12 protein-coding genes and 1 tRNA gene are annotated in these 13,677 nt (G+C 62.4%); 5 read left to right on the top strand and 8 right to left on the bottom strand.

The genetic code is table 11. The features are described from left to right. Positions 1 to 3: 3 nt before the first annotated feature. From rpoB to NGM68_RS11175, 3 genes are read right to left on the bottom strand one after another with little or no spacing between them, the layout of a single operon-like run. Positions 4 to 1,833 (bottom strand): DNA-directed RNA polymerase subunit B, encoded by a 1,830-nt coding sequence (rpoB, locus tag NGM68_RS11185; protein WP_252698209.1) that lies wholly within the window; start codon positions 1,831 to 1,833, stop codon positions 4 to 6. A gap of 3 nt (positions 1,834 to 1,836) precedes the next feature. Next, positions 1,837 to 3,405, bottom strand: coding sequence for a DNA-directed RNA polymerase subunit B'' (locus tag NGM68_RS11180; RefSeq protein ID WP_252698208.1), 1,569 nt, complete (start codon positions 3,403 to 3,405; stop codon positions 1,837 to 1,839). Continuing rightward, on the bottom strand, positions 3,406 to 3,633 hold the full coding sequence (locus NGM68_RS11175; protein WP_252698207.1) for a DNA-directed RNA polymerase subunit H: 228 nt from the start codon (positions 3,631 to 3,633) through the stop codon (positions 3,406 to 3,408). A 355-nt stretch (positions 3,634 to 3,988) separates the two neighbouring features. On the opposite strand from NGM68_RS11175, the gene NGM68_RS11170 reads away from it, so the two are divergent. Then, positions 3,989 to 4,061, top strand: a tRNA-Asp gene (locus NGM68_RS11170). A 680-nt stretch (positions 4,062 to 4,741) separates the two neighbouring features. Continuing rightward, a complete protein-coding gene (locus NGM68_RS11165; RefSeq protein ID WP_252698206.1) occupies positions 4,742 to 5,347 on the top strand; it encodes a hypothetical protein in 606 nt (201 codons plus the stop codon). A 49-nt stretch (positions 5,348 to 5,396) separates the two neighbouring features. Here NGM68_RS11165 and NGM68_RS18250 read toward each other — a convergent pair whose 3' ends face one another. After that, positions 5,397 to 6,734: an ATP-binding protein gene (locus NGM68_RS18250; protein WP_311136037.1), complete on the bottom strand. Its 1,338-nt coding sequence runs from the start codon at positions 6,732 to 6,734 to the stop codon at positions 5,397 to 5,399. 105 nt (positions 6,735 to 6,839) lie between these two features. Between NGM68_RS18250 and NGM68_RS11155 the strand changes: the two genes are divergently transcribed. The 3 genes from NGM68_RS11155 (at position 6,840) to NGM68_RS11145 (ending at position 10,357) form a co-directional block, all read left to right on the top strand. Then, on the top strand, positions 6,840 to 7,277 hold the full coding sequence (locus NGM68_RS11155; protein WP_252698205.1) for a hypothetical protein: 438 nt from the start codon (positions 6,840 to 6,842) through the stop codon (positions 7,275 to 7,277). A 298-nt stretch (positions 7,278 to 7,575) separates the two neighbouring features. Next, on the top strand, positions 7,576 to 9,696 hold the full coding sequence (locus NGM68_RS11150; RefSeq protein WP_252698204.1) for a bacterio-opsin activator domain-containing protein: 2,121 nt from the start codon (positions 7,576 to 7,578) through the stop codon (positions 9,694 to 9,696). Positions 9,697 to 9,904: 208 nt separating this feature from the next. Further along, positions 9,905 to 10,357 carry a DUF7382 domain-containing protein gene (locus tag NGM68_RS11145; protein WP_252698203.1) on the top strand — a complete coding sequence of 151 codons (453 nt, stop codon included), beginning with the start codon at positions 9,905 to 9,907 and terminating at the stop codon, positions 10,355 to 10,357. A gap of 93 nt (positions 10,358 to 10,450) precedes the next feature. Here NGM68_RS11145 and NGM68_RS11140 read toward each other — a convergent pair whose 3' ends face one another. From NGM68_RS11140 to NGM68_RS11125, 4 genes are all read right to left on the bottom strand, one after another. Beyond that, positions 10,451 to 11,182, bottom strand: coding sequence for a protein-L-isoaspartate O-methyltransferase family protein (locus NGM68_RS11140; RefSeq protein ID WP_252698202.1), 732 nt, complete (start codon positions 11,180 to 11,182; stop codon positions 10,451 to 10,453). A gap of 53 nt (positions 11,183 to 11,235) precedes the next feature. Next, a complete protein-coding gene (locus NGM68_RS11135; RefSeq protein ID WP_252698201.1) occupies positions 11,236 to 12,195 on the bottom strand; it encodes a class I SAM-dependent methyltransferase in 960 nt (319 codons plus the stop codon). A 137-nt stretch (positions 12,196 to 12,332) separates the two neighbouring features. Continuing rightward, on the bottom strand, positions 12,333 to 12,983 hold the full coding sequence (locus NGM68_RS11130) for a protein-L-isoaspartate(D-aspartate) O-methyltransferase (protein WP_252698200.1): 651 nt from the start codon (positions 12,981 to 12,983) through the stop codon (positions 12,333 to 12,335). A 1-nt stretch (position 12,984) separates the two neighbouring features. Then, positions 12,985 to 13,638, bottom strand: coding sequence for an HVO_0476 family zinc finger protein (locus NGM68_RS11125; protein WP_252698199.1), 654 nt, complete (start codon positions 13,636 to 13,638; stop codon positions 12,985 to 12,987). Positions 13,639 to 13,677 lie beyond the last annotated feature (39 nt).

Genomic DNA, 13,677 nt, shown 5'->3' with positions numbered 1-13,677 from the left:
CATTTAGACGGCGTCCTCCAGTTCGAGTCGTGGGGCGATTCCCAGTGCTTTCATCTCGTCGAGCAGGAGCTTGAACGCGTAACTCATCTCGATCTCGTGGATGTCCGTCTCCTCGTCGCAGTTCGGACAGTACACGCGTCGTTGCTCGACGTTCTCGACGGCACTCATTCCACACTGTCCACAGATGTGGATGAACTCGCGGTCGGACTCATCGAGCAGGCGTTCTTTCAGCGTCATGGCCGCCCCGTGGCCGATGAACACGTCACGTTCCATCTCACCGATACGCAGCCCACCTTCGCGGGCACGACCCTCGGTCGGCTGGCGCGTCAGCACCTGCACCGGCCCGCGCGAGCGGGCGTGCAGCTTGTTCGAGACCATGTGGTACAGTTTCTGGTAGAAAATGACGCCCACGAAGATTTCGGCCTCGATCTTCTCGCCGGTGACGCCGGAGTACATGACCTCCTTGCCCGCGGAGTTGAACCCGTTCTCCTCGAGTCCGCCGCGCAGTTCGTCCTCGTCCTCGCCGAGGAACGGCGTTCCGTCGACGCGACGTCCCTCCAGCGCACCGAGTTTGCCGCCGATCATCTCGAGGATGTGGCCGACGGTCATCCGCGACGGCAGGGCGTGCGGGTTGACGACCAGGTCGGGGACGACCCCCTCCTCGGTGAAGGGCATGTCCTCCTGCGGTGCCAGGTGGCCGACGACCCCTTTCTGGCCGTGGCGGCTGGCGAACTTGTCTCCGAGTTCCGGAATCCGCTCATCACGGACGGACACCTTCGAGAGCTTCGAGCCGTCCTCACCTTCCATCAGGGTGACCGTGTCGACCACGCCGGATTCGCCCGAACGCATCGTGACGCTCGTCTCCCGGCGTTTCTGGGGCGAGAGACCGCCCATGTCGTCGGGTTCTTCGAGGAACCGTGGTGGGGACGTCTTGCCCAGCAACACGGAGTTCTCGTCGACGTTCGTTTCGGGGTTGACCAGGCCGTCGTCGTCGAGGTGGGTGTAGGCCTCCTCGCCACGAGCGCCACGGACATCCTGGCTCGGAATCTCGAATCGATCCTCCTGACCGCCGGGGTAGCGTCGCTCCTCACCCTCGTAGGTGCGGAAGAAGTGCGAGCGAGCGAGCGCACGCTCGACGCTGGCTTTGTTCATGACCAGCGCGTCCTCGATGTTGAACCCCTCGTAGCTCATGACGGCGACGACGAAGTTCTGCGCCGCGGGACGCTCGTCGAACCCGATCTGCTCGGTCGTCTGGGTCTTGACCATCGACAGCTGCGGGTAGTGCAGCAGGTGCTGGCGTGTATCCGGTCGGATTCGGTAATTCGCCGATGGAAGCCCGAGCGACTGCTTGACCATCCCCGCCCCCATCGTAATACGGGGGCTGGCGTTGTGCTCCGGGTAGGGAATCATCCCGGCACCGATCCCGAAAATAAGTGAGGGGTCGATCTCGAGGTGCGTGTGATCGTCGGTGAGGTCATCCTCGTCGACGGCGACGTAGATGTCCTCTTCCTCCTCGGCGTCGATGAACTCGACGTAGCCGTGGTCGACCAGATCCTCGAACTCGAGGTCGCCGTCTCGGAGCGCCTCGATCTCGGTGTCCGAAATGCGCGGTTCGCCGTCCTCGACGACCAGCAGTGGTCGGCGGGCGCGTCCCGCGTCCGCGTTGACGATCACTTCGCGGGTGCGCTCTTTCACTGAGACGTTCACCATCTCGGAGACGTCTCCGATGCGTCGCGCTTCGCGAATCTGTTCGGCTAGCTCGTTCGGGTTCGGGTGGGTACCCACCAGCGACCCGTTGACGTACACCTTGGCTTCTCGTTGTTGGCTACTCATGTGTTAGTCGTCCGCAGTTGTTCGTTCGACGCCCTCGATACCCGGAATGCCTTCGACACCCATCGACGCCAGCTCTCGTTTGAGATCCTGTTCGTCCTCGATGTGCTGGGAGAGTTCCATCGCCTGGGCGAAGTTCTTCACCAGTCCACAGTTCGGCCCCTCCGGGGTCTCGGAGGGACAGATGCGACCCCACTGGGTCGCGTGCAGGTCACGCGCCTCGAAGTGGGGCTGGCTGCGCGACAGCGGCGAGCGCAGGCGACGCAGGTGTGAAAGGACGCCCATGAAGTCAGTTCGATCGACCAGCTGTGAGACGCCCGAACGACCGCCGACCCAGTTCCCGGTGGCGATGGGGTGCTCGAGACGCTCGGTCAACACGTCGGATCTGACGACCGTATTCACCGACAGGTTCCGGTTTCGCATGTTCGCCCGCTCGAGCTGGTACTTCACGTCCCGGGCCAGCTTGTTCAACGCCGTCCGGAACAGATCACGCATCAGGTCGCCGCTGACCTTCAGGCGCTTGTTCGCGTAGTGGTCTTTGTCGTCGGATTCGCGGCGGTTGAGCGCGAGTTCGAAACACGCTTCTGCCATCCGGCAGAGGTAGTGGGCCTTGTTGATCCGAACGTCCTCCTCGTCGACGCCGTCCTCGTGGAGGTGCGGGAGGAGGTACCGGTCGATTACGTAGTTCGCCCGCTTGAGCTGGTAGTTTTTCCCCTGGCCGCTCGCGACGCGCTTCCCGAGCGCCTCGATCGCCTGCTCTTTCGTCTGGACTTCTGCTTCCTCCAGGTTCTCGAGCATGTATTTGACGACCTCGGGGTCGTTCGAGACCTTGTGGACGATCTCCTCGTCGGACTCGAGCCCGAGCGCGCGCACGAGCGTGACGAAGTTGATCGAGCCCGAGACTGACGGGAACGATACCTCGAGCAACCCGTTTCGCGTCCGTTCACACAGGACGAGTGCACGGTAGCCCCGTCGCTGGGAGAACGTCTTGGCGACCTGAATTTCGTCGCCGTACTTCGTGTCGTATTCGGCGAGGATCTTGTTGGGCGCGAGGTCTTCGCTGGTCATCAACACGCGCTCGGAGCCGTTGACGATGAAGTAGCCGCCGGGGTCGGCCGGGTCTTCGCCGATCTCGATCAGTTCCTGATCGGAGAAGCCCGCGATGTTACACTTCTCGGAGCCGACCATGATCGGCATCCGACCGATCTTCGTCTCGGTGGAGTCGACGACACGCTGGTCTCCCTCCTCGCCCTTGACGATGCTCATCTCCATGAACACCGGCGCGGAGTAGGTGATGTTGCGCAGACGTGCCTCCTGGGGGTAGAGCAACTCCTCGGAGCCGTCGGCCTCGCGCACACGCGGCGTGACGACGCGGACGTCACCGAGTTCGACGTGCACCGGCTCTTCGCCCTCTTTGTCGCCGATGTCCGTGTCGATCGTCGCCTTCTCGTCGACGACCTCCTGCATCCCGCGCGTCAAAAACGCATTGAACGAGCGGTAATGGTGTTCTGCAAGGCGTTCTTTCGAAAAATACTCCCGCGAAATGTCCCGTCTGAGTGTTCGATCCAGTTCCATTTATTCCACCACGAGTCGGTATACGACGGCCTGATCCGTCGTTCGAGAGTTTCGCACGATTTTGATGACGTCGCCGACCTCGGCCTCGTCGGGCAGCGCCTTGTCCGTGCGTTTGATCTTTGGTAAGTCTGTGCGGTCGATGTCGTACTCGTCGAGCACGTCCTCGAGAACGTCTTCGTCGAGGATGGTGTGCTCTGGCACGAGTTCGTGTTGGCTTACGTCTACCATGTGTTGTTGGTCCGGCCTACCGGGAGAGAAGCGGCTGTCACGAGATACTACAGGGACGTATCGGCGGAGGGCATTTAACGGTTTCTAACTTGCCCTCCGCAGGCACGCCTAGCCGGACTGGCCGATTCGAATCGACTCGGCCACGCAGATATGGGTAGCTATCGCACGACCCGCCAAAACCTTTGTGGAGACGTGACACCTCACCAAACTATGTGGCGACGGAGTCGGTGTGTCGGACGCGCGGTGGCTCGAGACGCCCGCCCACATCGGTCAATCGTGTTGCGGTTCGGCCTACCACAGCGGCAGTGATTGGAAAGCCTTAATACTCCGACCGGGAAACGATGAGTTGCAGCAAGCCCGGGTGGTGTAGTGGCCCATCATACGACCCTGTCACGGTCGTGACGCGGGTTCAAATCCCGCCTCGGGCGCTTTTCCGATCTCAACGTTCACGAGCCGAGAGAGCGCTGGTTGTCGACCCATCCACTGGAACGGACGTCAGGGAGCAGCTCGCCCGGATCGCGAATCATCGCCCGTAATCCGAATCATCACTTACGATCGCGACTCAATCCCCGCCTCGAGCAGGAACGCGAGAGGGGGTTCTCCTTACGATCCGAGTTCGTTCCGTTGGACTCGGCGTGGAACCGTCGTGCTAGCCAATATATCATTTACAGAGTAGTTGGATTCCCGAAGACAAGGAGTTCCAGAAAAACCACCAGACGCCTATGACTCCGAGAGAAAGATTCACAGAGAACCAATTGCATGCTCGCACACATGTTATAATAATGTAATAAGATTAAAGCGAGTGTGTATCCATTTGGCCGAGGCTAGAAGAAAATCACCACCGAGAAAACCGAAGGGAGTGGAACACCTTGGTTTTCTCTCTCCACCGTAATAAGCCTTGTTGCGTGGAGTGGCAACTTCGTCCGGCGGTTATCGACACGCGGACGGACGCCGGTGACAACACAGAGAGAACCATGTCATCACCGAAGCCACCAGAAACCGACGACGTACATCCCTGGGGAGCGGGGGAAGAGACCACCATACAGCCGTATCGATCCAATCGAGAAACGTGGGCCACTACCGACGGCACGAACGCGGGTGATCTGCCGTGACAAGAACCGAAAACGACAGCCCGTCGGGGGTTCGACGCACGTCTTCCGAAGACGGGGAAAGCTGTCTTCGGTTCACGGACATCACGGAGCGCCGAATCGGCATCGAGATCGGCGAGTTGCGTGCTCGAGCCGAAGACGGTGACACATCGGTCAGCGGGCGCGCGGTCGCATCACCGGTCGACGACCGGGTGTTACTGGCACCGTTCGTGCTCGCTGTTGCGTACGTCGCCATAGCGATACTCCTGGGCCCTGGCGTGTTCGATACGGGAGCGGGCGGGATCGCTGGCGTCGTCGCCTACGTGCTCCTCGGTACGCTCCTCTTCCTCTCGGCGTGGTCGACCGCCCGTCTGGGTAGCGACGCGCGCTGGCGCACCTATAGCGACTCCGCGTGGAATCCCAACCCGTTCACGTATATCCTCGGCGGAGCGCTCGTCCTGTTCGTGGGCTGGTGTCTCCAGCTATACGTCGAGGGCCAACTCGCCACGTACTCACTCGCTGCGCTGTGTGGGGGGTTCATCATCGCAATCGTGCTCTCGTCGACCGTCGCCGGCCCGGTCTACGCCGCCCGTTCTCATCGGACGTTCGAGGACAAATCCGAATAAGCCGACACTCACCACGCCATCGCTGGGCCGAAAAACGGCGAACTCCTTCTTACGAAACCAGCGCGATCAACAGGAGTACCACTGCGAGATAGAACGAGACGACGAGAACGCTGGCAACCACCGAACAGACGCGGGCCGATCGGGACGGAGAGACGCCACGTTGGGCCGGTTCGACGTAGGTCGTTGGCCCAAACCGGGATACCAACACCGTTTCCACACGGTGGACGAAGCGTCGATGGCGTCGCCGGATCCCCTCGTACAGGTGGATCACCATGTCCCCGACTTCCCACACCGGATCGTACTCCTCCGGATCGTTCCGGCCGAGACGGCGGTCGCGAGTGGTGGTCTCTCTCCTGGGCGGGTGGGAGGCGACGCGGTGTGGGTCGCGTCGAGCCGGTTGCTCGTGTGCAACCGGCGTCGCGTCACCATCGTCGTACGTGTGTTGTGTCGGCAGTTCGGTCTCGCTATCGCTCGAGTCCTCCGTGTCGGGAGGCTCCTCCGAGGGAACAGTCTCGTCGTCAGGACGCCCCTCGGAGTCGACCTCCCCACCGAGTCGACGAATCAGTTCGCTCCGTTCCGCGCTCGAGCCGCGGGCCCGCTCGAGCGTCGGTGTCGATCCCGCGTCCGCCGTCCGTTTGCGCCGGAACTGGACGCGTTGAACCGATTCGTCCCAGTCGCTGAGAACGATCGCTTCCCCGTCGTTGAGCGTTTGCACCGTCTCGGCGGCCTCCTCGCCCAGAATACGATCGACGACGGCGGTGTCGTTGTCCCAGGTGAGTCGATGCCAGACGATCCAGTCACACTGCGTGATGAAGTCTTTCGAGACGGCGGCCGGACGCTGTGACATGCCGAGAATGCCGAGACCGCGTTTTCGCCCGCGCTTTGCCACCCGAATGAGCATCTCGGACAGGTCGTCGCTCGCACCGCGTTCCGGGATAAATTCGTGGGCTTCCTCGACGAGGAGCAAGAACGGTTTCTGGTGTTTCTTTTCCTCGACGAACAGCGTTTTGATCGCTTCGTACAGGATTTCGCGCGACTCGTCCTCGTCCATGTACGCCGAGACGTCGAGGATAACCGGGACGTTGTCTTCGAGGGCGACTTCGGCCACCTGTGGTGCGTCTTCGACGCCGATCTGTACGTCACAGCTATCGTCACCGCCGAAGTGAATCAGGTCGTACGCGTCTTTCAGGCCGTAGTACTCCCCGTCCGTGTCGATGATCAACAGCCCCAGCTCCCGGTCAAGCAGCTCTTCTGCCACCACGCTGGCGGAGTTCGACTTGCCGCTGCCGGACTTTCCGGTCACGAACCCTCGCCCCGTCAGGACGTCTGTCACGGGAAGGGCGAAGCCGTCGTTCGAAACCGTGAACCGTTCCATCGATTTGGCCATCGGATACTGACCGGGTACGTACTCATCAGTTAAATGTTTCGTGCCCGTTCGGTGACTGTCACGCTCGCCTAGAGGTTTTTTACCCATTGGCTCACCACACACGGTATGACTATGAACGTCGAATCGCTACGCAATCGGCTTCCAGAACGCATCCTTCTCGTCGTCATGGGGTTCACGCTCGTTCTCACTGCCGGGTTCGTCGGACTCGTGGCATTGCTCTCGGGCGATACGGCGGGTTCGAACGGTCGCGTCCCGTACTACGTGCTGGCGACCGCGATCGCGTTCATCGTCGCACTCTGGCGGCTGGACGAAGGGAACGTCGATGGACTCACCGTTCTCATCGCCTCTTCCGGTATCGCCCTCGGGGCTGGTATACTGGTCGCGTTCGCGACCGAAGGCGTTTCCTATGGCGTACGGAATCCGAGCGAACTCGTCTCCTCACACCTGATCGTCTACTTTCTGGCAGCGGCGCTCATCTGTACCGGCCTCGGCATCTGGGGGCTACGACACTGGCGCGAGTTCACGAGCAGGCAGCGGATCTGAGGCGTTCACTTCACCCACGGCTCACTCACTGATACGCACCATACATCACTCCCTGATACGCACTACTCTACAATCCCTGATACGCACTACTCTACACGCACCGGCACTTCGAGCAGAATCGAGTGACAGCACACCGCCACGGTCAAACTACCTAATAGTTTTGTAGGGTGCCCGTTTTCCTCTCATTGATGAGAGTCGTGGTGCGTCGAGACTGTCACCGTCGGAGAGTACGTCCGTCCCTCGCCGTGCGACGTCGAGTACGAGTGCGACTGCGACGGCGAATCAGCGGTGATCCTCGGTGACCGAACCAATCACCGTCCTCGCCGTCGACAACGAGTCCGGGTTCGCCGACCTGACCGCGACGATGCTCGAGCGCGAGCAGAGCCGATTCGAAGTAACGGCAGTCGGCGGAGCCACCGAGGCACTCGAAACCCTCGACGCCGAGCCGATCGATTGCATCGTGAGCGACTACGACATGCCCGGCATGAACGGACTCGAGTTTCTCGAGGCGGTTCGCGAACGCGATCCGGATCTCCCCTTTATTTTGTTCACCGGGAAAGGATCGGAAGAGATAGCGAGCGAGGCGATCGCGGCCGGAGTCACCCAGTACCTCCAGAAGAAGCCAGGAAGCGACCGCTTTACGCTGTTGGCCAATCAGATCACGAACGCCGTCTCACAGTACCGAACGGAGACCGAGCTCCGGGAGAGCGAACGGCGGTACGAACGAACGCTGACGACGCTTCACGAAACGACGCGCGACCTCATGCGCGCGGGGACGAAAGCCGAAATCTATCAGGCAACGGTCGATACGGCCGGGACGATCCTCGAGGTACCGATCGTCTCCGCCTATCAGTTCGAACCGACGGCAGGGTCGTTGTCCCACGTCGCGTCGACGGCCGAAACGCGCCAGCGGCTGACACCCGAACCCTCGATCGGCCGAGGGGACGGCCTGATCTGGGAGGTGTTTTCAGAGGGGGAACCGGCGTACTATCCGACCGTCGACGCAGAAGCCAGCGGCGCGTCGTTCGAACCGCTCAGCCGGAGCGAACTCATCGTCCCGCTCGGCACCCACGGCGTCGTCGCCGCGGCCAGTGAACACACTGACGGGTTCGACGAGACGATGCGGGAGTTGCTCTACATTCTGGGGGCGAACACGGAGGCTGCCCTCGACCGGGCCGAGCGCGAACAGTTGCTCCGCGAGCACGACCGGACGCTCACCGAGCAAAACGAGGAGCTAACGAGACTGAATCACACGAACGAGATCGTCCGGGCGATCAACCGGGGTATCGCCCAGGCGTCGACACGCCAAGACATCGAGCAAACGGTCTGTGAGCGACTCGCAGATACGGATCGATATCTGTGTGCCTGGGTCGCCTCGAGCGAGGAGACGCCTCCATCACCGATCGTCTGGGAGGGGATCGACGTGACCTACATCGACCGGCTTCGCGATGAGGGAACCCTTGCCCCCGAGTCGACGCTCATCGACCGCGCCCTCGAGACCAGATCCGTTCAGGTCGTCGAGAACGTTCTCGACGATCCGGAGTGGAACGATCGGCGAAAAGGCGCGCTCACCTACGGCTACCAGACGGTGATCGCCGTCCCGCTGGTGGATGCCGAACGTGAATACGGAGCCTGCGTGGTTCACGCCCCGCAGGCGAACGCGATCAGCGAGAGCGAGCGAGAAGTGCTGGGGGAACTGGGGGAGACGATCGGCCACGCGATTCGGTCGGTCGAGCGAACCCAGGCGATGTTGACCGATAGCCGACTCGAGATCCAACTCGAGTGTGCGAGTCAGCGATTGTTGTTCAATCGCATCAGCGAGGCTATCGGACGCACCGTGTCCCTCGAAGGCATCATCGACAGAGCCGACGAAACCGTGTTGTTCGTCTCGATCGACGATCCGCCGGTCGACGGCGTGCTCGAGCTGGCCACCGAGTGGGCGGCGATCGAGTCGATTTCGGTCGTCTCTGCGGGCGAAGACGCGAGCCTGTTCGAGTGTACGACGGCGCCGACTCCCTTTATCGAGGCCCTTCGGGAGTACGACGCCCGCGTCACCGCCGCGACGACGACCAACGGCTCGACCGCCATCGTCCTCTCGGTACCGGGCCAGATCGATACGCGTTCGCTTATCGAATCGATCCAGGAGCGCTACCCGGAGACGGAGTTGACCGCCAGACGAGAAACGACATCGACGACCTCGGTGCCGGAACTCGAGTCCCGCCTGGAGGATCGATTGACCGACAAACAGCGAGCGGCTATTCAGGCGGCCCACTATAGCGGTTTCTTCAAGTGGCCACGCGAAAGTACCGGTGAGGACCTCGCGGCCGCCCTCGACATCACGCCGCCGACGTACCACTACCACTTGCGAGCGGCCCAGCGAAAGCTGGTTTCGATGGTGTTCGACGACGACTCTAATTAATTAGTGATCCCAATTAAGAGGTACGAAACGATTAGACAGTATTTTTAACCACCTCCCATCCATACGATTACTTGGCGATCTGAGACAGACTGTCGCCACCCCCCCCCCCCCCCCCAAACCCCCACCCCACTTTTAACGCGGATCAGTTCGCTGAGCGATGTCACCATCGAGTCGGGAGTTTATATACCAGAGGGCGGCCAAACGGGCTATGCGAACATTCACCCGATTTGCCAGCGACGAGCGAGCGATCGAGGGGCTGCCGATCCGCCTGATCATCGTCCTCGTCGTCGGCGTCGCCAGTTTAGCCATCATGATGAGCATGCTCGGCGGAATCGGCACGCTCGCGGAAACCGAAGTCGACGTCGAGGTCGATCCCGTGACGATCGATGCGGGCACGACGACTGACGTCCAGTTGACGGTTGTCGGCGAGGATGGGAACACGGTCGAGGACGCGACCGTCATCGTCATGAGCGACGATGCGTGGCTCGACACCGCCGTGAAAGGCGAGACGAGCGTCGATGGGACGGTAACGCTCTCGCTCGACCCGGAACTCAGACAGGGCCAGCGAACCGGCTCGTTAGCGATCGACGTCGTCCCACCGACGAACACCGACTACGTGAACGAACAGGACAACACCGAGATCGTCGTCATCGAGAACTAACATTCGGCCTCGGGTTATAGTGATTCGTGGAACTGTCGAGGCACTCGAGCGGAAGCGGGAGCGCTCGATAGCCCCAGGATCCAGGAATCGCTCTTAGTCCCACTCGATCCACTCACGCTCCCACCCAGTTCGTGAGGCCGCCCGTCGAGTCGCGTGTTCGACGTCCTCTCGAGCCATCCGATTTCGTTCGACCGCACCGGTCTGCTCGCCGTCGACGAGCAACGGCTCGAACGAGACAACTCCGAACTGCTCGGTCGTTCCATCGGCATCGACGGCCTCGAGATGCTGGGGCTGGCTTCCGTGTGGATAGACGAGCCGGCCACCGTCTCCGAGTTGCTCGAGCAGGGGCCGGGGTGGTGCAACCGTCGCTGCTTCCACGAGGATCCGATCGAACGGCGCGTACGCGGGGAGACCACGGGCCCCATCTCGACAGTCGACGAGGACACCCCCGTAGCCGGCCTGCTCGAGGTTGTTTCGGGCTTCGTAGACGACTGGCCGCGCGATGTCGACGGCGTGGACGTTCGTCTCTCCAACGAGTTCAGCCAGGACGGCGGCCGTGTAGCCGACGCCGACGCCGACGACGAGGACGGAATCGCCGTGTCGAGGGTTGAGCGACTCGAGAAGCTGGCAGACCGTGCTGGGTGCGAGCACGCGAGTGCCGAGCACCTCGTGCTCGCGGTCGGCGTACGCTGCCCGGTCGTCGTCGACGAACGCGTGGCGTGGGACGTCACTCATCGCGGCGGCGACCGCCTCGTCCTCGAGGACGCCCTTCGACTCGTGGATGAGGCCGTCGACCATGTCCTCCCGCAGTACCGACAGCTCCATAGGCAGGCTATCAGCGCGACGGTAATCAAGGACTCGCTTGCGCGAGTAGCGACCTACTGACCGCCAGCAGGGAAGGTGGCATCCGGTTTTCGACCGGTGACGACGTGCACCGCCGCACCCGGAACCGAACGAATTGAGACGGCTTCGAGCCCCGCCGTCTCGAGCCACCCTCGGTACGTTTCAGACGCGTGACAGCGTCCCTCGACAGTCGTTGTGAGCGCGTCGACGGTCGCCCGACTCGCGGCATCTCCCTCGAGTGGTGTCACCAGCGCCAGCGAACCACCGGGCCGTAGCACGCCGATGCCCGCTTCGATGAGTCGTTCGTTCGCGTCCGGCCCGAAGCGATGGCTCTGCTCGACCGCGGTGACGAGGTCGAATCGATCGACACCTGCGAGGGTATCAGCCAGTCCATCGGGGATCGTCCCCTCGAGGGTCTCGACGTCCGCAGGGGCGAGAACACCACGGGAAGCCACGAGGTGTTCGGGCCGGTCGTACACCGTCACGTCGAACCCACGGGCGGCAAACTCGGCTGCGTGTCGACCCGGTGTGCCGCCGATCTCGAGCACCCGCCGTGCGTCCGGCGCGACGTGAACCAGTTCGGTGACAATCGCCCGGACGGTCGATTCGTCGACGGCCGCCAGTGCGCCGAGGCGGTTGCGCCGTTCGATGTCCGTCATCGCATCGGGATCGTCACCCCGCATGGTCGACGCGAGTTCCAGACTGCGATCGAGTCGATCGAGCGTCGCCGGCAGCGATCCGATCGATCGCACGTCCGTTTTTGCCAGGAAGCCGAGCGAGCGGTTCGTCGGCTCGTACGTATCGTCGACCCGCTCGAGAAACCCCTCGGTTTCGAGAACGGAGACGAGTGTCGTCGCTGCTCGGGGCGTCAGATCCGTCTCGGCGGCGAGTGCTTCGGGCGTTTCCGCGCTGGTCATCAGCGCCTCGAGGGCACCCGTTTCGCGGGCGGCACGCAACAGGAGCAGTACCTCGAGGGATGGAGTGGGAGTAGACATGACGAGGGTGTATAAGCGCGAGAGTTCCAGGATCGAAAACCCACCTATTCGGCCGTGCGTGTGCGGGTTACGTACCCCTCGATGCGCACCACTCGAGACCCACTCGATATCCACCGCTCGAGAACCACTCGACCCGGCTACCCACGCATCGGGACGAACCGAACGGCCTCGCCATCACGTTTCTCGAGCGTGTCGTCCTCGCGTTTTCGCGCGAACACGAGCGTCTGGCTGCCAGTACCGAGCGGGGCGAGGAGTCGGCCGCCGGGTCGAACCTGCTCGACGACGGCGTCGGGAAACGACGGGGCGGCACAGGTCAGGTAGGCCGCGTCGTACGGTGCGTGTTCGGGCCAGCCCTCCCGGCCGTCGTCCGTTCGAACCTCGACGTTATCGTAGCCGAGGTGCTCGAGGGTCGAGCGAGCCTGGTCGGCGAGGTCGTCGCTGTACTCGACGCTGTACACCGTCCCGGAGTCGAGGTATTCGGCGGTAACCGCCGCGTGGTAGCCACAGCCGGTACCGATTTCGAGAACTCGATCGGCAGGCTCGAGTGCGAGACGGTCGACCATGATGGCGACCATGTGCGGGGCGCTAATCGTCTGCCCGTCGCCGATCGGCAGCGGGCGGTCGTCATAGGCGTTGGCCCGACGGCCGGGAGGAACGAATGCGTGGCGCGGAACGACCGCAAGCGCGTCCAGTACGCGGTCGTCCTCGATGTCGGTGTGGCTGGCGACGATGTCGACCATCCGTTCGCGGTCGTTACGTCGGTCGTCTTCGACACCCCCATCGTTCATCTTACCACGCAGACCAGGCGCTGCTCGTCTCGTCGTAGGCGTAGATCCGTTTGGCGTCCTTCGCGGGGACACTGTCGCCAGGCATCTCGTACCGATCACGGTCGTAGCCCGCCGCATCGCCGCGGACGACGAACGCGTCGATTTCGAATTCGTCGTCCCCGAAGGAGTCGGACTTCCCAACCGTGAATTCGTAGTCTCCGGGGACGTGCACGGTAATGCTTCGGCTATCGTCTTTCCGCCCGTCTTTGGGGTGGATCGTGACGTTGACCGAGACGTTGTCGACCTCTCGCGTCCAGACCGTCTCGATGTCCGTCGTCGGTGCCCGCTCGACGCGTTTCATCCCGTCCAGTTCGATACTCGTGACCCGAACCGTCGCGAGTACCTCCTCGGTCTCGAGTAAGAACTCGTCGCCGAGTTCGACCGTTTCGTCCTCGACCGTGGTGACGTTCGCGGTGAACGACTCGCCGTCCTGGGAGACGACGACGTCGAGGGTCACCTCGCGTTCGGGTTCGGGCTGTACTTTGTGGACGTGGCCGCAGTCGCCGCATCGGACGGTAAGGCTCCCCCCACCCGGGGAGAGTACCTCGTGTACCGTCTCGAGTTCCGGCGAACACGAGGGGCAGGGTGCAGGGATTCGATCCTGAGTGTCGCTCATGACGTCCACGTAGAGGCTCCGGGCGTAAAAGGCGATTGA

Origin of the sequence: Natronosalvus vescus (assembly GCF_023973145.1) — an archaeon.
Lineage (GTDB): Archaea > Halobacteriota > Halobacteria > Halobacteriales > Natrialbaceae > Natronosalvus > Natronosalvus vescus.
Note: the sequence above shows the minus strand (reverse complement) of the source record. Positions and strands in the feature narration are given on the sequence as shown.

Coding starts and splice junctions, on each gene's coding strand:
- NGM68_RS11130 (WP_252698200.1), bottom strand. CDS start 12,983: ATGAACGATGGGGGTGTCGAAGACGACCGACGTAACGACCGCGAACGG.
- NGM68_RS11125 (WP_252698199.1), bottom strand. CDS start 13,638: ATGAGCGACACTCAGGATCGAATCCCTGCACCCTGCCCCTCGTGTTCG.
- NGM68_RS11145 (WP_252698203.1), top strand. CDS start 9,905: ATGCGAACATTCACCCGATTTGCCAGCGACGAGCGAGCGATCGAGGGG.
- NGM68_RS11140 (WP_252698202.1), bottom strand. CDS start 11,182: ATGGAGCTGTCGGTACTGCGGGAGGACATGGTCGACGGCCTCATCCAC.
- rpoB (WP_252698209.1), bottom strand. CDS start 1,833: ATGAGTAGCCAACAACGAGAAGCCAAGGTGTACGTCAACGGGTCGCTG.
- NGM68_RS11180 (WP_252698208.1), bottom strand. CDS start 3,405: ATGGAACTGGATCGAACACTCAGACGGGACATTTCGCGGGAGTATTTT.
- NGM68_RS11135 (WP_252698201.1), bottom strand. CDS start 12,195: ATGTCTACTCCCACTCCATCCCTCGAGGTACTGCTCCTGTTGCGTGCC.
- NGM68_RS11155 (WP_252698205.1), top strand. CDS start 6,840: ATGACTATGAACGTCGAATCGCTACGCAATCGGCTTCCAGAACGCATC.
- NGM68_RS18250 (WP_311136037.1), bottom strand. CDS start 6,734: ATGGCCAAATCGATGGAACGGTTCACGGTTTCGAACGACGGCTTCGCC.
- NGM68_RS11175 (WP_252698207.1), bottom strand. CDS start 3,633: ATGGTAGACGTAAGCCAACACGAACTCGTGCCAGAGCACACCATCCTC.